Source organism: Vreelandella nanhaiensis (assembly GCF_003990185.1).
In the GTDB taxonomy this organism is placed as follows: Bacteria; Pseudomonadota; Gammaproteobacteria; order Pseudomonadales; family Halomonadaceae; genus Vreelandella; species Vreelandella nanhaiensis.
Map to the genome: position 1 here is coordinate 145640 of NZ_RZHF01000005.1, position 20330 is coordinate 165969.

Below are 20330 nucleotides of genomic sequence, written 5' to 3' on the forward strand. Positions count from 1 at the left end.
CAGTCGGTGCACAAGGCGTCTTGCTTAGCGCCGGCGGCTTTAGTGGCGTAATCCGCGACGTCCGCCAGCAGCATCCGGTGCCTCCAGCGCCATGTCAGGCGGTAGTAGCGCTGGCTTGATTCCCGCCCGGCTTAGCACCTGCTTACCGCGCACGGTCAGGTCGGTTATAAATAGAAACTGCTGGCGTGGGTCCACGGGGTAGGCACGAATACGGTAGTGCGTGCCCCAGGGTTTCTCTTCGGCCACCACGATAATCGGTTGATCAAACTTGAGGTAAGCACTGGTCAGGGCGACATCCCGCAAAGCCTTGCGCACCCAATCCGCCTCGTGCTCTGGATGAAGGTAGAAGCTTGCCACGCACTGCAGACTGGTTTTACCGTTATTGGCATTATAAATGGCCGTGTCCCACAATTTGAGATGTGGCACCGCTACCAGATCATCATCCGGGGTCAGAATCTCCACAGTACGCATTCCGACATGCTTCACCTCGCCATAGGTGTCCTCAATATCTACCCAATCGCCTGGCCGATATGGTAGCTCCACAGCAGCTACCATGCCGGCAATTAGACTGCTGACGTAGTCTTTCAAGGCGAAGCCAATCGCTAGGCCAATGGCACCCAGGAGCGTCACCATATTGCGTAATGACGGCTCAATCATGATAGGTACAGCAATTGCCAATGCGACGATTAGAATCACCAGCCGGGTGAGTGGTACCAGAGCAAATATCCGAAAGCGGACCTGGCCATGCAATCGGTTAGCCAGCCAGTTCAACCCGCGCTGACTGACGATGGTTAGCAGAATAACGCTGGCGAGTATAATACCCAGACTAATGAGGGCCTGACTGTCGATATCGTTGAAAAGTTTGGCGTACTGCTTTTGATCGTCCATCAGGTCTCCTACAGCGGATCGACAAGATAGTTGCGTGTTTCCAGAAGTTGCCGAACGCTGGCGTAGCTTAACGGTGCCACCTGCCAACGGCCATCCTCCTTGCGGGCAAGAATGCCCTGACGAGTCAGCGCCAGCCGAGCATTTAACGCCTCATGATGCGAAAACGGCAGCACGTCACCTAACGCCTGATCCTCAAGTCCCCCGTGAAGCAACAGCGTATGCAGCACCAGCATAGCCACATCACCGGTATCTGCTGGCAGCTCGGCATCGGCCAGGGCATCAACCAGCCACAGTTCTTGAGACGTATCTTGCGATGCATCGACTTCTTTTGCAGACGCAGGCCCACGTAATCGCGCGCGCCAGTAGTGCCACGCAATCCCCAGATGCCCACGGCAGTGCGCCGCCAAACGCTGCAGCTCTTTATGAGCAGATGCCTTATGTGCAGTCTCATCCTCTTCCGGGTGGGCTAATACCTGTTTACCGGTACGCGTGCTATACACACACAGGTTATTCTCGCCGTTATTGGCAATATCGGCAAAATAGCGAGCTAGCTGCTCCCCTTCCAGCGCCTGCAGGGTAAACACAGGTGCCCCTTCGACCCCTACCGCGTGCTGTAGATAGGCGTAGGTCCAGCTATCGCAACCAATGACGCCATGTCCCAAGCGACCACTGAAGGCACGCTCCAGAAACTCCCGTACGCCTTGTAATCCATAAGAATGGCGCAGAAAATGCCGTTCAAGCGCGGGTATCGCCCAACGTTTGAACGGTGCGCAGTGCTCCACCCAGGCAAGGCTGCCGTCGGTAAGCTCCTGATACGTAGGTGGCACTATCTCTTGAACGCTCTGCTGCTCGGCCCAGTGACTGACTATCGGTGCATGGCCACCGTGAGGCGGGGTAATAAAGAACACCACCGGCTCGTTATCCAGCTTATGCTGAAAAATCGTTTGGGAAAGTAGCGCTGCGGCTGAGGACCAGTCAATGGGGGGTACCAGGTGTGCTAGCCTTACTTCCGGTAGCAAGCGCAGCTCATCCTCTTCTTTGACCTGTTGTTCGGCACCTCGCTTGCCAGCCAGCCAGGTAGCGGTTGCTCGCCAGCTTCGTCGCCACTGGCTTGCCTGGGTATTTTGAGGCGTACAGAATTTCTCCAGTGCCACTATTTCCCATGGCAGTGAAGCGGCCTTTATTGAACGCTGTGGCATCGTCTGCCCCAAAGTTTATGATAAATTGATTGGACAAGATTAAGATGTATATGCCGATATAGGTGTCATGGGGCTATACGAATTTATCGGCTAAAATACAATCTTTATAGTAATACCCTTCACCCGCAAACTTCGAGTTTATGCAGGAGGCGATCATGAGCATCGTTCATGTTAGCGAGAAAGAGCTATACGCCAAGCTTGAAAAGTGTATAGCGGGAGAGCGCGTGCTGATTGATCGTGAGGGCGATCGCTTTAGTGCTCGCATTCAGCACGCTCGCGGGATGGATGCCACCGTCATTCCGGAAAAGCAGTTAGGTAACAGTGGTAAATCGTCTAACGATATCAACAGTATTACTGTGCCCTACGAGACTATCTGGGAACTGGAAATCAAAGGCGTGGTATATAGCCGTTTAGCCGAATAAGTACGCACTCACCAGCGCGCTATCAATAGCGCTTGCTGGTGAGTCTACTTGCAGCAAAAAGCTTCTAGAACGTTAAACAGATTTTACCCAGGTGCTTGCCAGCTTCCTGATAGCGGAATGCATCTGCTATTTCCGATAGAGAAAACTCGCGGTCAATGACCGGACGCATATCATTAGCTTCAAGCGCCTTGATCATTTCCATTTGATGGCGGCGGCTTCCCACAATCAGTCCTTGTAAGCGCGCCTGCTTGGCCATCAGTTTGGCCGTCGGAACGTCACCCTGGCGCCCGGTCAATACGCCAATCAGCGAGATGTGTCCACCAATCTTGATCGCATCAATGGATTGAGGCAGCGTGCCGGGCCCACCGACCTCAATGATATGATCCACACCCTCGCCATGGGTCAACGCTTGCACTCGCTTGCCCCATTCTGGTTCTTCCTTGTAATTGATGGTATGCGCCGCGCCCAGCTCCTTGAGACGAGCAAGCTTCTCGTTTGAGGACGAAGTGGCAATCACCTCTGCACCCATCATATGCGCAAATTGAAGCGCAAATACGGACACTCCGCCTGAACCAAGTACCAGTACGGTATCGCCAGCCTTCAGTCCGCCATCTACCACCAGCGCACGCCAGGCGGTCAGCCCGGCAGTAGTCAACGTGGCCGATTCAGCATGACTATAATCCTTGGGCTGATGGGTGAACCACTGCGCCGGGCGCACGACCTGTTCACAGGCATAGCCATCCACGCCGTCGCCTGGAGTAGTTGTAAAGTCAGCAATCCGCGCAGGTCCTTCCAACCAGTAGGGAAAGAAGGTTGACACCACGCGATCACCGACTGAAAACTCGGTCACGCCCTCGCCTACTTCTTCGACAGTGCCCGCTCCATCAGACATGGGAATACGCCCATCGGCGGTGGGCATCTTGCCTGCCACCACGCCGTAATCATGAAAATTGAGCGAACTTGCGTGTATACGAACCCGGATTTCACCCGGGCCAGGCACGCCCGGAGCGGGGGCGTCCTGCACGTTGAGCTTATCTAGTCCACCGGGCGCCTGTAGCGTTACTACTTGCATTTAACGATCTCCTGATCAAGTCATTCAGTGAAAGATACGTTAGCAGAGGATAGCTCTTCTCACATATCCACGCCTAAAAAGCCGCCTGACTGGCGCTTCCATAGTCCGGCGTAAATCCCCTCCTGCGCGAGCAGCTCGGCATGTGTGCCGCTTTCCACAATTTGTCCTTGTTCTACCACGATAAGCCGGTCAAGCATCGCGATGGTGGAAAGCCGGTGGGCAATAGCGATAACTGTCTTACCTTCCATCAGCGTATCCAGCTGTTCCTGAATGGCGGCTTCCACTTCAGAGTCCAGTGCTGAGGTGGCTTCATCCAATACCAGGATGGGCGCATTTTTCAACAGTACCCTCGCGATGGCGATACGCTGGCGCTGGCCGCCAGAAAGCTTGACGCCGCGCTCGCCCACATGGGCATCCAGCCCGCGACGTCCTTTCGGATCCACCAAGTCATTGATAAACGCATCGGCGTGGGCACGGCATACAGCGGTCCACACATCCTCATCGCTTGCCTGGGGCGTGCCATAACGAATGTTGTCACGCAGCGAGCGATGCAGCAGCGAGGTATCCTGGGTCACCATGCCAATCTGGTGACGCAGCGAGGTCTGGGTGACCTGCGAAATATCCTGCCCATCAATCATAATGCGCCCGCCCTGTACGTCATAAAAGCGCAGCAGCAGATTGGCCAGGGTCGACTTGCCCGCCCCGGAGCGGCCAATCAAGCCAATTTTCTCCCCCGGAGCGATGGTCAGGTTCAGGCCATCAAACACCGTCCGGCTTTCCCCTTTGGCCTGCTCATAGCTAAAGCGCAGCGCATCAAAACGAATTCCGCCCGCAGACACCTCAAGCGCGGGCGCATTGGGCACATCGCGAATGGTGGGTTCACGAGCAATGGTATTCATGCCGTCCTGAACGGTGCCAATATTTTCAAATAGCCCCGCCACTTCCCATAAAATCCAGTCAGACATAAAGCGGATTCGCATCACCAGCGCAATCGCGATGGTCAGTACGCCGAGCGAAATGGCGTCGTAATACCAGGTACTGATCGCCATCCCCGCCGTGCCTACCAGCAATGCGGTGTTCAGCAGGGTCAGACAGACACTCATGATGGTCACCAAGCGCATCTGGCGATGCACGGTCACCATAAACGTTTCCATGGCCTCACGGGCATAGCGTTGCTCACGGTCGGTATCGGCAAACAACTTGATGGTTTGAATATTGCTGTAGCTGTCGACCACGCGCCCAGTCATCTGGGCACGGGCATCCGCCTGGGCCATGGAAACATCGCGCAGCCGAGGTACGAAAAAGCGCATGATGGCCAGATAACCGATCAGCCAGAGCCCCAACGGCAGCAATAGCCAAAGATCAGCCCGCCCCAACAGAATGGCTGCCCCAGTGAAGTACACGATCGCATAGACCAGAAGCCCCATGACCTTGGTGACCGTCTCGCGGATGGCCAGCGCCGTTTGCATCACTTTCTGGGACACACGCCCGGCAAACTCATCCTGATAAAACGCCAGGCTCTGATTGAGCATATGACGATGCGACAGCCAGCGGCCAATCATCGGGTAGTTGCCAAAGATACTCTGGTGGGTAATCAGTGACTGACCCAATACCAGAAGCGGCAGCCCGAGCAGCACCATGATGCCGATGCCCGCAAGCCAAAGGCCGTGGGCCGACCAGAAGCCTTCCCGCTCTACATGGCCCAGCCAATCCACCAGCTCGCCCATATAGCTGAAGAAGAACACTTCGGCAGATGACACCAACGCAGTGAACAGCGTCATCAAAAGCAGAAGCGGCAGCACAGGGCGCGAAAAATGCCAGATAAACGGCAAAAGACCCTGAGGTGGCGTCTGCACCTCACCTTCAGGGTAAGGGTTCACGCGGGTTTCAAAGTAACGAAACAGCGGATGCAGCATACGAGAAAACATGGGGGTTCCTTACGTTACTTATTTATCGCTGGATATATCCGCTGCCTGGCGACGCAACAGCCAGCGTGCCCAAAAAGGCGCAAATACCATCAACGCCACCATACGTAGAAGATGATGAAAGGCGACAAACACCGGATCAATATTAAGCGCTACCGCCAGAATAGCCATTTCACCAATGCCACCCGGCGCCAGAGCCAGAAGCGCCACATCGCGCCCTACGCCTACCAACTGATGAATCAACTCGGCAAACACCGCAAGTGAGCCCAAGGCCAACAGCGTGGCAACACCTGACTGCCACAAATAGCGCCCGAACAGCCGCCGCGTCATGCCCTTGAAGCGCGAGCCAATGGCACTACCCAAAACCCACAGCATCAGGTTCATGCCCCAGTCAGGCAGCTTGAGACTTGCAATATCAAACCCAGAGAGCAGTGCGGCGACTAGCAGGGGAAACAGCAATGCAGGGGTAGGAAAACGTAACCAGCGGCCAAGAGGTAATAAAAGAGGGATCAGAAGCACTATCCAACCATGCTCAAGTTCGGCAGTCTGAGAGGTGCTTGCCACGCTGCCGCCTTCATAGGCCCAAAAAAGCGGCGGGAGAAACAGAATGACCAGAATCACACGCAGCGATTGGGCAATGGCGATGCGCTGGGGATTACCGCCGCATTTATCGCCCAGCAAAATCATAGCGGTCATGGCCCCCGGCGCTGCCCCAAACCAGGCGCTGACCGAATCGAATCCGCAGCGCCGATACCAAGCAGCCGCAACGGCGGTCGAAACTGCCACCCCCAACAGAAGCAGGATTGCTGAAAGCGGCCAATCCACCACCCGGCTGGCAAGTTGAGGAGTCACCTGACTGCCCAGCACCAGCCCCATGACCGCTAAAAAGACACTGCGTAGCGGCTCGGGGATGACCACATTAAGGCCTTGTGATGAAACCAGTAAATTGGCCGTCAGCGGCCCCAGCATCCAGGCAAGGGGCAAGCCGGTGAGCTGAAAAAGGGCGCCTCCCAGCGCCCCTACTGCAAGCGATGTAATTAGCCCTTTTGCCGTCCCTGCGCTCACCTTGATGCCCTTCACATCCACTCCTTGTGTATCGCGAAAGCCGTCTTCTATGAGTGCCGCTTACTGATGAGCGAGTTCTAGCACACCAGCTTATTCTTTGAGCAGCAGAGCCTAGTAAGGCTGGGGAATCTCGTCGCTGTCATCGTCGTCGCGCATCCGCGCCTGACGCTCAGCCTCTTCTTCCTTGGCGTCGTCAATCACGGCCATCAGCTCGTCGACATTGGCTATATGGTTATCAAAATCGAACTGCCCGGTGAGTTGGCTATCCGGATGCAGCTCGCCCGCTTCATAAAGCGCCCACATTTCCTTGGCGTAGTGGGTAGTTAACAGCGCGGGCGCAAAGCGGCCAAAGTAGGCGCGCATGTTGTCCACATCGCGCTCCAGCATGACGGCTGCGCTGTTGTTGCCAGCGGCATCGACCGCCTGGGGCAGGTCAATAATTACCGGCCCTTCGGCATCCACCAACACGTTGAATTCGGATAGATCGCCGTGAATCAAGCCTGCACACAGCATGCGTACCACGTCCTGGATCACCTTGGCGTGGTAGCGAAGCGCCTGTTCTTCGGTAAGCGTGACATCATCCAGACGCGGCGCTACATCACCCTGGGCGTCGGTAATCATCTCCATCAGCAGCACGCCATCTACAAAGCCGTAAGGCTTGGGCACACGCACGTCAGCAGCCGCCAGCCGGTAGAGCGCGTCCACCTCGGCAGTTAGCCACGCTTGCTCCTGCTCTTTCTGACCGTAACGGGTTTTCTTGGCCATGGCCCGGGCCCGGCGGCTATTACGCTCCTTGCGGCCTTCCTGATACTGCACCGCCTGCTTGAAACTGCGCTGCTTGGCCTCCTTGAATACCTTGGCACAACGGACATCATCCCCGCAGCGTACAACGAAAACCTGCGCTTCCTTGCCGCTCATCAACTGCATCAATACCTCATCGATCAGGCCGTCATCGACCAGGGGCTGTAATCGTTTGGGTGTCTTCATGGGTAGCTGCAATGGCTCCTTTGATGAGTAGGCACGGCTAACACTATCGAATACCGGCGATGTCTAATAACGAATCCGGCGAACGCGAAAGGCCCGCCCTTTTAACTTGTCGCGCTCAAGCTTGGCCTGCGCTTTGTCAACGGCTGAGTAGGTGACGGCCACATACGCACTGCGCGCCAGCACCTTGATCTTACCCACCTGATCCCCCTTGAGCCCGCCATCGCCGGTTAGCGCGCCCAGAATATCGCCTGGACGCAGTTTGTCCTTCTTGCCGCCCGCTAACTGCAGTGTGGCCATGGGTGGCTTAAAAGGTGCTGCGTGGGTTGCCTTGGGTAACGCCTCAGTCGTCAGCGGCTCGCCCAGAAGATCCGACAGGCGCTCCAGGCGATAGGTTTCCTGAGGCGTGACCAGGGTACAGGCGATACCGCTTGCCCCAGCGCGCCCAGTGCGCCCTACTCTGTGAACGTGAACATCCAGTTCGCGGGCAATCTGGTAGTTAAACACAGCGTCCAACTGGGCGATATCCAGCCCACGGGCCGCTACATCAGTCGCCACCAGGATCGATGCGCTCTGATTGGCAAAGAGTATCAAAATTCGGTCGCGATCTTTCTGCTCAAGATCACCGTGCAGCGCTACGGCACTAAATCCTGAATCCACCAAGCTATCGGCCACCGCCTGGGTTTCACGCTTGGTGTTGCAAAACACCACGCTGGTGGTAGGCCGGTTGACCAGCAGCAGCTGCTTGAGCGCGGCAAAGCGGGCATCTTCGTTGGCAACTTCATAGAAGTGCTGATCAATAGTGGTGGCATCATGCATTTCGGCCACTTTCACGGTCACAGGGTCCACCATGACGCCACGCGTCATGGTAGCGAGCCCACCGGCCTCCTGCTCATCGGGGAAGGTTGCGCTAAACAGCAGCGTCTGGCGGTCGGCCGGAGTTTCCGCAATGATCGCATCCAGCGTCGCCTGAAAGCCCATATCCAGCATGCGATCGGCTTCATCCAGCACCAGCGTACGCAGCGAACCAAGCGTCAGCGATCCTTTGCGCAAGTGCTCATCGATACGTCCAGGCGTACCCACCACAATATGCGCGCCGTGTTCCAGTGAAGCGAGCTGGGGGCCAAACGGCGCGCCGCCACAAAGTGTTAATATCTTGACGTTGGCCATGGCCCGCGCCAGGCGACGAAGCTCTTCAGCGACCTGATCGGCAAGCTCACGAGTGGGGCAAAGCACCAAGCCTTGCACGGCAAACGCCTCAACGCGTAGCTCGGCAAGCAACGCTAAACCAAACGCTGCCGTTTTACCCGACCCGGTTTTGGCCTGCGCCAGGACATCGCGCCCGGCAAGCATGGGCGGCAGGCTTTGGGCCTGTACCGGCGTCATCTGGTGATAACCCAGCGATTCAAGGTTGGTAAGCAGCGCTGCCGGCAAGGCAAGCGATGAGAAGGAAGCGTCTGACACAATAGGACCTGCAGGGCCGTTCAACGGCCAGTAAAAAAATAACTAACAAGAATACACATTAATGGGAAGCACCATACCAGAAAGTGCCTATCTCTGCGTGCTTCTCATACCGCAAGGGGCACAAAGCCAGCTTTACAAAGGGCTGCCAGATCACTTGGCGTCAGCTCGATTTCAAGGCCGCGCCGCCCAGCACTGACAAATATAGTGCCAAAGCTTGCAGCCGAAGCATCAATATAGGTGGCCAAGTGCTTTTTCTGCCCCAGCGGGCTTACCCCACCCAAGACATAACCGGTTGCGCGCTCAACCTCGGCAGGCATCCCCATCACGGCCTTTTTAGCCCCAGCGGCTTTGGCAATCTGCTTCAGGCCCAGTTGCATGGTGACCGGCACGATGGCTACCGCAAGCGCCTTGCCATCCAGCGTCACGACTAGGGTTTTGAATACCTGCTCGGCGGCTACCCCCAATTTTTCAGCGGCTTCCAGGCCGTAGGACTCTGCTGCCGCATCGTGATGGTATTCATGAATTTCAAACGGGATACCTGCTTTTTTTGCCGTGTTGATGGCTGGTGTCATGATGCTCTCTTAATTATTAGTAAAAATGGGCAGCGCTCATGGAGGGCTCTGGAAAGCCTGTCCCTGCCTGCTAGGCTAAATAGCGTAAGCCCTAAAGGGAAGTCAATTGACAGGAGCTTTATTATGCCAGCTACATCGAAAGCCCAGCAAAAAGCAGCAGGTGCCGCGCTTTCCGCCAAGCGTGGGGAGACCAAGCCAAGCGAGCTTTATGATGCTTCCAAGGAGATGTATGACTCGATGAGCGAAAAAGAGCTTGAAGAGATGGCAAGCACCCAGCGTAAAGGTAAACCACAGAAGAAAGGTGATTAAATACCATGGATGTTACCGCTTTACAGCATAACGCCAGCTTATCGAGCTGGCGTTATGCTGACTACAGGTTTGCTTTTACTGGCAGGGCACGACGCGGCGCAGAGTGTCTTTAGCCCACAGCGTTTGGCCATCCGGCGTGCGGCCATGCTCGTTCCAGCGTTCGGCGGTTTCCATGCAGTAGGAACCGGCGTCTTCTGTACGCGGGTCGGCATTGGCAGGGCGCTCCCCACCAATCCGGATCACATCGGGATTATTCGTCGTGTAGCGGGGAGCAACAGTAGAACTTGCGCAGCCAGCAACCAGAACGGTCGCAAGCAGCACGGGCAAACAGCGGCGCAGTGGCATGTTTTGTAAACCCTCAAAATGCAATGTAAGGCCGACATCATTTGTCGGTAGCGCTAGATAGCATTCCGCTCTCATAACGTCAATCTTTTTACTTGCAGGCTTATGGGGCGGCTTACGTAGTAACCAAGGTGATACTGGTAATGGGGCGTAAATTACGCTGTATGCAATGCTGCTCAACGCTTTCCACAATTTCTTCGGCATCGTCTATTTGCTGTTTGTCGAGCTGTATATCCACCATCAGGAAACTACCCACCTGAGCCAGGCGCACATCGTCACTGGCAATATCAAAATCAGCGACTTCCTCTACCATGTCCTGACGAATGCTGCCCATGGGTTCGCCAAACATCAGCTCGCGCAGCGCCCCGCGCACCATACGGACCGGCATGGGCAAAAAGTAGCCCGCGATAATCAGTACCATTACTGGGTCGGCAAACCGCGCGTAGCTGGCCCAAGGGGTCAGGGTTAGCAGCCAAGTCAGCGCAAAGCCGAACATGACCGCTGCGCTCAGGCCCGTGTCCATCTGCCACTGGCGCAACTCGGCCGCCAGCAACGACGATTGGGCAATACGGGCGTAGCGCTTCAACCAACGCCAGGTCAATAAACAGCCGGCGACATTCACGATACTAAACAGCATGGCAAGATCGAGCGTTACCATACGCCCGCCCTTAAGCAGGCTCCACACCGCTGAGACCAGCGAAAATAGACACACCAGCGCAATCACCACGCCTTTGAGCAGCACGGCTAGCGGTTCTACCGTCAGCCGCCCAAAGGGGTAGTGATCATCCGCCGGTTTACGGGCATGTTGCAAGGCGAGCAGGGAAAGCGATGCCAGGGCAAGACTCAATAGCGAATAGCCACTATCGAACAAAATGGTGATTGAACCGCTGGCCAATCCCAAGACCAAGCCAGATAGCGCAAAAAGGCTTGCCGAAATGGCTGAAAATCTAAGCGCGCGGCGCTCGGCAATAAAGGGGGTCACGCTGAAAACTCCATATCAAGGTGGAATAAGTAAGTAGAAAAACGTGCCGCATATTAGCGTGTGTGCTAACGTTAAACGAATCGCTCAGCGCTAAAAAGGTTGGCGCTTAATCTGAGGCTTCGCTATGCGTGCTGAACAAGTTCAAGCGTTTGTTGAGGTCACCGAGCATGGTTCGTTTGCCGCGGCGGCCCGGCAGTCAGGCATAAAACGTAGCACGCTAAGCGCAGCTGTCCATGCGCTGGAAGACAGCCTAGGGGTGGCGCTGTTCGAGCGCTCGGGTAATAGCCTGACGCTTACGGCAGTGGGGGAAAGCGTGCTCCCCGACTGCTACCGGCTGCTGACCAGCGCCAGCCGCATCAAGAAACACTGCCACCAGCATTTGCAAGGTGTCGAGAATCAGCTGTGCATCGCTCGCGACGATGCCTTGCCTGAGGCGTTCTGGCGTCAGGTGATGCACGATCTAAAACAGCAATTCCCACTCACCGCGATATCGGTCTATCTCGTTCCTCCTCAGGAACACAGCCAGTTTATTTTGCGCCAGACCGTGGATATCGCCTTTGGCCTTTATACCACTGAAGGCGTGGTGGCCAACGCGTCCAATTTAGCCCCGGTGGGCATGCGCCTGGTTGCCTCGCCCCAACATCCGTTAAGCAGGTTACCCAACGTTAACCGTGATGATCTGGCCCAGTATACCCAGGTATGCCTGACCCACATACAGGAGGACAAACTGGTTAGCGAGGCGCTATTTTCCGCTAACTACCTGGGTTTCACCATGTTTGAGGTAATTCGCGATGCGGTGATTAACGGAACAGGCTGGGCGCTACTGCCCCACCCACTGGTCAAGGAAGCGCTGGAAAGTAAACGGCTTTGCACGTTAAACCATGATCTTGCGCTGGACAGCCATTATTACCGCTACGTTGAAGGCGAAAATCTAGGCGTTGTCGCGACCGCTCTGCTAAATAATGTGGCACGCTTTCTGGGGAATACCCGCTGATCGAAACGCTATTGAAATATAGCAGTGGAAAAAAACACAATTGCCTTCCACGCTATAAAAAAGTGCCACAGAAGGAGACTCAAGGACACGCCAGAGAAACGACACAGGCAAGTGTCATCTAGGCGTAAGATGTAACTGCCAGTGTCGATGTTGCCGTCAACCAAGGAGTTATATCCACGATGGTAAGACTCGATAAGAAAGCGACTAGGCTTTATGTCCTGGACACCAATGTTCTGATTCATGACCCCGCTGCGCTCTATCACTTTGACGAGCATGACGTGGTTATCCCCATGACTGTCCTTGAGGAGCTGGATAAGCACAAAAACGGAATTCGGGAAATCGCCCGTACGGCGCGGCAAATCAGCCGTACGCTCTCTGACCTCACTAACCAAGTCACTTTTGACGAAATTCAACGCGGCATTCCCATCCCCCGGATCAGTGGGGAAACGGGGCACCTGCACTTTTTGTGTTACAACGACCTGAAACCGCTTGACGCATTAGACGATAGCCCCGATAACCGCATTTTGGCTGAAACCTGCCGCCTGCGCGATGAGCGCCCTGACGCATCCGTCATTCTGATTACCAAAGATATTAACCTGCGCGTAAAAGCCGCGGCACTCAAGGTGCCCGTGGAGGATTACCTTAACGACCGGGCATTCTCAGACAGTGATGCCATGATCGAAGGCGCACAGATATATGCCGAAGCCGGGCATGACGGTGCGTCACTCTGGGAAGCCTTGAATGTCGATGTCACTGTGGAGCGCGTAGGTCACCAGACGTTTTATCAGCTAAGTGGTGATATGCCCCGCCACTGGCACTTGGGCATGCTGGTATCCGATAGCGAAAACGGCGCCGAGTTTGAAGCCATTATTCGCGAGCTCTCCTCCTCTTCCGCTCGCCTGCAGCTGTTGACCAACTATCGCCACCATGCGGGTGTCTGGGGGGTTCATGCCCACGACAGCCGCCAGAATTTTACTCTTAACCTGCTAATGGATCCGGACATTGACCTGGTGACTATAGCTGGCAATGCGGGGACGGGTAAAACCTTCATGACGCTTGCGGCAGCTTTTCAGCAAACCCTGGACGCCAAACTGTTCGAACGGATCGTATTTACCCGCGCACCGATTCCCATGGGCGAGGATATCGGCTTTCTGCCGGGCACCGAGGAGGAGAAAATGTCGCCGTGGATGGGTGCCTTCCACGACAATATGGATAACCTGCTACGCAACGAGGAGGGTGAATCAACGTGGGATAACGGCGCCACACGCCAGCTGATTGGCTCGCGGGTACAAATTCGCTCACCCAGCTTTATGCGCGGACGTACCTTGAACGACACCTTTTTGATTATCGATGAGGCACAAAACTTTACCCCCAAACAACTTAAATCACTGGTGACCCGGGCCGGGCGTAACACCAAGATTGTCTGTTTAGGCAACGTCGGCCAGATCGACACGCCCTACCTCACCGCCAACACCTGCGGCATGGCGGCGGTAGTGGAGCGCTTTCGTGACTGGCCCCACGCAGGCCATATCACCCTGAAAAGCGTAGAGCGCTCGCGCTTGGCCCTGGCCGCCGAAGAATTGCTGTAATCTGAAGGCTTTGAGCGAACACAAACCCGCCCGCCTAGCGCTGGCGGGTTTCTTCTTCGTCATTCCAAGGGCTTTCAATGCCTATCGTATCGGCGGCAAAGGCTTCACGTTCACCTAGCGGACGCTCCTCACCTACGGTGGTATCCCTATAGGTTTGGCGCTCCATCTCACTATTTACTTCTGCGCCAAGTAATACCACAAATGCAGAAAGCCAAAACCACATCATCAGTGCCACCACGGCGCCCAGGGAGCCATACAGCTCGCTGAAACTTGAAAAGTAGCGCACGTAAAGTGACAGCCCGCCCGACCCCAACAGCCACAATAGCGTCGCCAACATCGTGCCATAGCTTAACCAGCGCCACTGTGCCGAGCGCCGGTAGGGCGCGAAGCGATATAGTAAGGCAATCAAGAAACTCATGATGATGAGCAGCGCCGGCCAGCGTAGCCACTTCAGCACGCTATCTACAGGCGACTCAATCATTAAGCTGTCTACTACGGCAGGCACCACCGCGATAAAGCCAAGCGACAGCAGCGTCATACCAATCAGCCCGAAGGTCAGCAGGGTAAGCACCACACCACGCCAAAAAATCGGCCGCTTCTCCCGCTCGCCGTACACTACATTAAGCCCAATCACCAGTACGCCTACCGCCTTGGAAGCAATAAACATGGCGACCAACAACCCTATCAGCGCCGCCATGCCACTACCGGGTTTCGTACTCTCAATTACCTGCTGCGCCTGCTGATCAATCAGGTTGGCGGCGTCGGGTGGCATAAAGCGGCTTATCTCATAAAGCTGCTGTCCCGCTTCCACTGGATCAAATAGCAGTCCCCATAGTGAAATGACCGCCGCTATAGTAGGGAACAGGGCAAGCAGCGCATAAAAGGCAACGCCTGCTGCAAGGATGGTGATACGATCGCGTTTGGCGGCCCGCAGCATACGCCACACGATATCAGACCACCCCCGGCGCGTAATTTCCTCTGGCTTCTCGGCACGCCGTCCTCGATGGTTCGGTGAATTCCCGTGACTCATTACGCCCCTTCCCAAATTAGCAACAGTGCCAGTACGACGGCTAGCGCCATCATCAAACCGCTCGTATGGTGGCGCATCCAGCTTTCCACCGCCGTTAGTTGAGTTAAGCGCCCCATGACCCGCTTTTCAATGGCTAAAGTGGCATTAACACTCGCCGCTTTAATACCATTACACCACTGCCCCACCCCCCTTATGGCTACCAGGACGTTTTGCGCAAGCCAAGCATAAAGCCACCATAAATCGCCGGCAGGCGGTATGCCAATGCGTAAATGACGCGTTAGCCACCCGCCAAGCCATACCGCCATTACCCCCACCGGCAGCGGCCACATCAGGCTGATCCACTCTTTTAGCGGTGGTAGAGCAACACTGCCCTCAGGAAGCGGTAGCCACAGCGGTGTCACAAGAGCTGCCGTTAGCGCGGCAAGCCAAGCGCCCCACTGCGCTGCATGACTGCCGCCTGCATGGCGCTGTTGCCACTGGCGCCAGAGACTCACGCTTACCAGCGCCGAGGTGCCGATAGCGGCCCAAGTTAACAGCGTAATCAAGGACTCGTGATGCATCTCATATAAAGCGCTTTTTACGGTCCATTTGCTGATCATGCCTGCGCCAAATGCCCCGGTAAGCGATACGGCAGGCAGTGCCAGCAAGACCCAAACGAGCGCTGTTGGCCAGCGAGGCAGGTGTTCACTGATGCTGGTACCCATAAAGAGCGCGCCCTTGGCAAGGGCGTGATGGGCTGCAAACAGCACTACGCCCGGCAGTAGCAAAGGCCACACTTCGGGCGCGGCGAGCCCCATGGCAACCATGGCAGTCAGCATACCCATCTGGCTTATGCTTGAATACGCCAGTACCGCCTTAGGATGACGCTGCCAAACCCCATAGAGCGCTGCGCCAAACGCTGCGGCTAACCCGGCGATCAGCATGATCTCTCCCAACCGGGTTAGTTCAGGCGAAAGTGATGTCTCCCCCAAAGGCAGTACGTATAACCAGCCCAGCAGCCCCGCCTTGATCATTGCGCCACTTAGCACGGCGCTGGCCGGTGCCGGGGCGGCCGGGTGCGCCAGTGGCAGCCATACATGCAGACCAATAACGCCCGCTTTAACGCCCAACCCAAGCCAGAGCAGGGCCGCCATGAGTGCACCGTGCTCAGCACTAGCGATGCCTTCACGTACGCCCTCAAGCAGCACGCTCTGCGCGACGCCTGCCGCCCATAACAGTCCACCCAGGATTAATCCCTCCCCCAGCACGGCCATAATCAAATAGGCCCGGGCTCCCAACTTCGCCTCATCCGTGCCGGTATGCACCACTAAGGCATAGGCTGCAAACGTCATCAGCGCAAAGCCCAGATAAAAACTGGCGATATCCTGAGCAATAATCAGCAGTACATTACCCAGCAAAGTGAGCGGCCATAAAAGCGTTAGACGCAATAAACGGCGCTCAGCACTACTATCGCCAACCTGTGCCTTGGCCTGCTCCTTTGCCAAGTAACCGCGGGCATGCACGGCGGCAAAGCTCCACAGCAGCGTGGTAAAGGCAAGCCAGGGGCGGCTAAGCGCATCGAGCGACCACTGCCCCCCCAGCATCCAGATATCGATTACCCACTGTGCTTCGCCTGCGTAAGCCAATAAAAACGATGGCCATGCAGCACTCACCCACCACCAGGATAAATAGCGCCGCTGGGATGCGGGGGCACGGTATGCCTGCCAGACACCGGCAAGGGCGACACACAGTGGCCAGCAAAGCGCGAATATCAACAGCAGGTTAATCATTGCAGATACTCCCCCACCGCGACCCGGGTCGCCCAATCAAGCGGGCTAAACGGCAGCCCGGCAAGCAATCCCGCCGCAAGGCTGATCACCGCGGTAAAAACAGTCGGCCAGAGCAGCCAGCCGTGGGTTTCCAGGCGCCCCAGGCGTTGCTCGTTTGGCCAGGTGCCATGGCCATGGGCGGGCCCCACGCGAAACCACAGGCGGTGCACAATAGGTAAAAAATAGATCGCATTGAGGGTACTGCTTGCCACCAGCACGGCTACTACCCAGTACATCTCGGCCTGAATGGCGCCGATCCCCAAATACCACTTGGTGATAAACCCTGCCACCGGCGGCAGGCCAATCATGCCCAAGGCCCCTATCGTAAAGGCCAGGCTGGTAAGTGGCATGCGTTTGCCAGCGCCATTCATTTCATCAATGCGGTGAATCCCTAGCTCTTCTGCGTAGATGCCTGCACAGAAAAACAGCGTCACTTTCATCAACCCTTGATGCAGCAAGTGGGCAAGCGCGCCTATCGTGCCGAAAGGGCCAAACAGGCTAACTCCAAGCACGATATACGACACCTGACTGATAGTGGAAAAGGCAAGCCGGGGTTTTAACTCCTGCTGCGCGATGGCACGCAATGAGCCATAAATTATGGTGATACAGGCCGCCACGGCCAGCGCTGTGGTCACACCCAGCTCAACGCTTAACTCAATGCCGTAAAGATCGTAAATAATTCGCAAGATGCCAAAAGCACCCGCCTTGACCACGGCTACCGCATGCAGCAGTGCACTAACCGGTGCGGGTGCCACCATTGCCCGAGGCAACCAGCCATGCAGCGGCACCATAGCGGCCTTGACGGCAAATCCACCGACTAACAGGGCAAAGATAAAGGTGAGTAACGTTCGGTGATCACCCAGGTAATCCCCCAAACCGCGCTCGGAGGCAAACGAGTGCTCGCTCGTGAAGCTATACAGAAGCACTACCCCAAACAGCAGCACGACACCTGCAGTAAGGGTATAGCGCAGATAAACCCGCCCCGCCTTCAGCGCCTTGTCAGTCCCTGAATGAACGACTAGCGGATAGGTGGAAAGCGTCAGCATTTCGTAGAAAATCAGAAAGGTAAACAGGTTGCCCGCAAGCGCAATGCCTAACGTGCTTGCCACACAGAGGCTGAAGAAGCCAAAGAAGCGTTTACGGTTCGCGGTTCCTTCCAGATAGCCAATGGCGTATACCGTGGTACATAGCCATAGCACCGACGAAAGCCCGGCGAACATCACGCCAAGGGCATCGGCACGCAGAACAAAATCGATAGAGCCCACTATCTGAAAACTGAAAATGGCCTCATCACCTTGCACCACTCGTCTAACCATCAGCGCAACCAGCGTGATCTTGATCACCGCGGCCAGCAGGTTAATGTTGGTGCGCAGGCGCCTGGCGTCTTCGGGTAGCGTAAAGATGATGACCGCAGCCAGCAATGAAGCGGCTATTGCCGTTAGGGGTAGCCAGGCAGCATTCATGCACTACCTCCTTGGAGGAGTTCTAGCGGGAAGTGCGCAAGCAGCCCTAGCACAAATGCCGCCAAAGCCAGACAAAGCGCAATCATGTCCATACCGGGGGCAAGGGGCTGATAACGCTGGCGCGGGGCTGTTTCCATAAACGAATAGCGAAAAAACCGGAAAATGTAGGCTGCCGTCAACAGCGTGCCGACCAGTAACGCGGCAACCGCCAACCACTGTTGGGAGACCACCATGGCGTGTAACAGCAGCCATTTCGCCGTAAAGCCCGCGCTGGGCGGCAGCCCCATGAGCGTTACCGAAGCCACCCCAAAAACTAATAATGAGAGCGGCAGGCGGCGGCTGGTACCGGCAAGTCCTTTTAACGTGGTTTCGCCGGTCGCGAGAATCAAATTACCGGCCGACATGAACATCGCCGCCTTGGCCAGCGCGTGGCCCATTAGCTGCAGCCAGAACCCTTCCCAGGCAAGCGCGCGGGCAAGCGGGCTCGTATCCGGTCCGATCAACAGGGGAAACACCACCATCAGATAACCTAACTGTGCGACGGTAGATGAGGCCACCAGCGTTTTCAACGACTCGGCACGCCAGGCAATTAGCCCACCCCATATAATGGCCAGCATTCCCATCCAGGCAATCAAGCGGGGTGCCCAGAAGGCATCCGGCAACAATAGGCTCCACAGCTGAAGCAGCACGAACAGCGATGCCTTGACGACCAGACCGGCGTGCAGCGCGCTTACCGGCGTCCAGGCACTGGCGTGCACCGGGGAGAGCCAGCCGTGAAGTGGAAACAGGGCTGCCTTCAAGGCAAGGCCGGCCCCCATGAGCGCCGCTGCCATCCAGGCAACCGGTCCTGGCTCCATCACTTGGGCAAGCCCGGCCAAATCAAGCCGCCCCCAATAGCCGACTATCAGAGCGACACCCAGTAGATAGGCAAGTGACCCCACTAGCGTCAGCAGCAGATAGCGCATCCCCGCTTGCAGCGCGGCCGCCTTGCCGGAAAGCAGCAGCATAGCAACTGCCGCCAGCCCCATCATCTCAAGGGCGATATAAAGCGTGAGCAGGTCGGTTGCCAGCCAGGCAAGCGACAGTGCGCTTGTCACTACTCCCATTAACGGCCAGAGCCAGCGTGCGAAACGTTCAGGCTCTGAAATACGTAGCAGGCCAGGTGTATAGAGAGCTGCCGCAGCCCCCATCCACTGGGTTAATAACAGCAGCAGTATGCTCAGCCCATTCAGGCGCAAAGCTACGCTCACCCCGAAGAACTCCCACTGCCAGCGTAGCAGGCCCGCGTGCAGGGTATCGGTTAACAGATATAAGCCAGCGACGAGTATGGGGGGGCAGGCCAATGCAACGGGCCACATACGTCTGGGGGGAAGGATGGCCGCCAGGACGCCGAACAGAAGTGGCAGGCACAGAGCCGCCGCCAACGCCCAATGGCTGGTGAGCAAGGGTGTAAACGTGCTTTCTACCAGGCCAAAGCGCCACGTCATTTGCCTTTCTCCTTCAGCGCGCTTTCGCCCGACAAGGCGATCTGCCCTTCCAACTGGTAGAGCCTGCGAATCACCAGGGCGCCCAAAAGAGAACCTAACCAGGCAACCACCAAGCCAACCGTAATCAGCGCCTGACCTTGCGCGTTCGTTCCCGCAAGCCCCGCCAGCAGCAGGAATACACCTGAGCCCATTACGTTAAAGGCAAGCAGACGCCGTACCAAATGGCGGTGCCAGGCAAAAGCCCCCATCGCCGTGGCGATCATTACGATACCGGCCAATAGCAGTGGATGTTCGGTGGGCGAATAGACCATTTCGGGAAAGATAAAACGCACGGTCGCACCCACCATTAGGCACCAGGCGAGCGCCAATAGTGTGCGTATGACACCGCGAGAAAGTGGTTCTCTGATGTGATCATAAGGCGGCAGCTTGGCGGCGTGCGAAAAGCTGCCCAAGGCATAAAACAGGCACGGTGCGGTTAAAAGCGCCCCTATCAGTCCTTCGACACCGGCGAGCCAGGGCGCTTCCAGTATTAACCAGGCAAGCGCCATACAAAGAGCAAATCCCACAAAAAAACAGCAGGCACGCAGCAAATGACGGTCAAATAAACAAAACAGCGCTGCTGTCACCATACAGAGCGCTAACCCTACTTCTACACCATCAAAAAACGTTATCACTGCCTTTGCTATCCTTGCACCGGCTATCGATAAGTTACTTTGCCTGCCTTTACGTCACTTG

The 20330-nt window shown here is 56.2% G+C and carries 19 protein-coding genes; 4 read left to right on the forward strand and 15 right to left on the reverse strand.

All coding sequences use genetic code 11. The features are described from left to right. Positions 1-39 precede the first annotated feature (39 nt). Positions 40-888, reverse strand: coding sequence for a mechanosensitive ion channel family protein (locus tag ELY38_RS04290; protein WP_127060266.1), 849 nt, complete (start codon positions 886-888; stop codon positions 40-42). An 8-nt stretch (positions 889-896) separates the two neighbouring features. Continuing rightward, complete coding sequence (locus ELY38_RS04295) at positions 897-2087, reverse strand: hypothetical protein (protein WP_127060267.1); 1191 nt, start codon at positions 2085-2087, stop codon at positions 897-899. A gap of 155 nt (positions 2088-2242) precedes the next feature. On the opposite strand from ELY38_RS04295, the gene ELY38_RS04300 reads away from it, so the two are divergent. Further along, positions 2243-2509 (forward strand): hypothetical protein, encoded by a 267-nt coding sequence (locus ELY38_RS04300; protein WP_127060268.1) that lies wholly within the window; start codon positions 2243-2245, stop codon positions 2507-2509. A 64-nt stretch (positions 2510-2573) separates the two neighbouring features. Here ELY38_RS04300 and ELY38_RS04305 read toward each other — a convergent pair whose 3' ends face one another. From ELY38_RS04305 to ybaK, 6 genes are all read right to left on the reverse strand, one after another. Beyond that, positions 2574-3581 (reverse strand): zinc-dependent alcohol dehydrogenase family protein, encoded by a 1008-nt coding sequence (locus ELY38_RS04305; RefSeq protein ID WP_127060269.1) that lies wholly within the window; start codon positions 3579-3581, stop codon positions 2574-2576. 59 nt (positions 3582-3640) lie between these two features. Continuing rightward, positions 3641-5509 (reverse strand): ABC transporter ATP-binding protein, encoded by a 1869-nt coding sequence (locus tag ELY38_RS04310; RefSeq protein WP_127060270.1) that lies wholly within the window; start codon positions 5507-5509, stop codon positions 3641-3643. Between the two features lie 18 nt (positions 5510-5527). Then, positions 5528-6586 (reverse strand): AbrB family transcriptional regulator, encoded by a 1059-nt coding sequence (locus ELY38_RS04315; RefSeq protein ID WP_127060271.1) that lies wholly within the window; start codon positions 6584-6586, stop codon positions 5528-5530. Positions 6587-6682: 96 nt separating this feature from the next. Then, entirely contained in the window at positions 6683-7558 is an 876-nt protein-coding gene (locus tag ELY38_RS04320) for a PA4780 family RIO1-like protein kinase (RefSeq protein ID WP_127060272.1), read from the reverse strand. Between the two features lie 63 nt (positions 7559-7621). Then, positions 7622-9019, reverse strand: a complete 1398-nt coding sequence (gene dbpA, locus ELY38_RS04325) for an ATP-dependent RNA helicase DbpA (RefSeq protein WP_127060273.1) — start codon at positions 9017-9019, stop codon at positions 7622-7624. A gap of 104 nt (positions 9020-9123) precedes the next feature. Then, positions 9124-9591 (reverse strand): Cys-tRNA(Pro) deacylase, encoded by a 468-nt coding sequence (gene ybaK / locus ELY38_RS04330; RefSeq protein ID WP_127060274.1) that lies wholly within the window; start codon positions 9589-9591, stop codon positions 9124-9126. 123 nt (positions 9592-9714) lie between these two features. Here ybaK and ELY38_RS04335 point away from each other — a divergent pair, with 123 nt between their 5' ends. Further along, the gene (locus ELY38_RS04335) at positions 9715-9900 is read left to right on the forward strand and encodes a DUF3008 family protein (RefSeq protein WP_127060275.1); all 186 of its coding nucleotides are present in this window, start codon (positions 9715-9717) and stop codon (positions 9898-9900) included. A gap of 75 nt (positions 9901-9975) precedes the next feature. Here ELY38_RS04335 and ELY38_RS04340 read toward each other — a convergent pair whose 3' ends face one another. Continuing rightward, a complete protein-coding gene (locus tag ELY38_RS04340; RefSeq protein WP_127060276.1) occupies positions 9976-10245 on the reverse strand; it encodes a hypothetical protein in 270 nt (89 codons plus the stop codon). Positions 10246-10357: 112 nt separating this feature from the next. Then, on the reverse strand, positions 10358-11224 hold the full coding sequence (locus ELY38_RS04345) for a cation diffusion facilitator family transporter (RefSeq protein ID WP_127060277.1): 867 nt from the start codon (positions 11222-11224) through the stop codon (positions 10358-10360). A 124-nt stretch (positions 11225-11348) separates the two neighbouring features. Between ELY38_RS04345 and ELY38_RS04350 the strand changes: the two genes are divergently transcribed. Together ELY38_RS04350 and ELY38_RS04355 are read left to right on the forward strand one after the other, a co-directional pair. Next, positions 11349-12218, forward strand: a complete 870-nt coding sequence (locus tag ELY38_RS04350; RefSeq protein WP_127060278.1) for a LysR family transcriptional regulator — start codon at positions 11349-11351, stop codon at positions 12216-12218. Between the two features lie 179 nt (positions 12219-12397). Continuing rightward, the gene (locus tag ELY38_RS04355) at positions 12398-13807 is read left to right on the forward strand and encodes a PhoH family protein (protein ID WP_127060279.1); all 1410 of its coding nucleotides are present in this window, start codon (positions 12398-12400) and stop codon (positions 13805-13807) included. 34 nt (positions 13808-13841) lie between these two features. On the opposite strand, the gene ELY38_RS04360 is transcribed toward ELY38_RS04355, so the two are convergent. From ELY38_RS04360 to ELY38_RS04380, 5 genes are read right to left on the reverse strand one after another with little or no spacing between them, the layout of a single operon-like run. Next, positions 13842-14837: a YihY/virulence factor BrkB family protein gene (locus ELY38_RS04360; RefSeq protein WP_127060280.1), complete on the reverse strand. Its 996-nt coding sequence runs from the start codon at positions 14835-14837 to the stop codon at positions 13842-13844. Beyond that, entirely contained in the window at positions 14837-16606 is a 1770-nt protein-coding gene (locus tag ELY38_RS04365; RefSeq protein ID WP_127060281.1) for a proton-conducting transporter transmembrane domain-containing protein, read from the reverse strand. The genes ELY38_RS04360 and ELY38_RS04365 overlap by 1 nt, the downstream gene beginning before the upstream one ends. Beyond that, complete coding sequence (locus ELY38_RS04370) at positions 16603-18108, reverse strand: complex I subunit 5 family protein (protein WP_127060282.1); 1506 nt, start codon at positions 18106-18108, stop codon at positions 16603-16605. Before ELY38_RS04370 ends, ELY38_RS04365 begins: the two co-directional genes overlap by 4 nt. Further along, positions 18105-19595 (reverse strand): complex I subunit 5 family protein, encoded by a 1491-nt coding sequence (locus ELY38_RS04375; protein ID WP_127060283.1) that lies wholly within the window; start codon positions 19593-19595, stop codon positions 18105-18107. Before ELY38_RS04375 ends, ELY38_RS04370 begins: the two co-directional genes overlap by 4 nt. Next, the gene (locus ELY38_RS04380; protein ID WP_246009066.1) at positions 19592-20269 is read right to left on the reverse strand and encodes an NADH-quinone oxidoreductase subunit K; all 678 of its coding nucleotides are present in this window, start codon (positions 20267-20269) and stop codon (positions 19592-19594) included. Before ELY38_RS04380 ends, ELY38_RS04375 begins: the two co-directional genes overlap by 4 nt. Between the last annotated feature and the right edge of the window lie 61 nt (positions 20270-20330).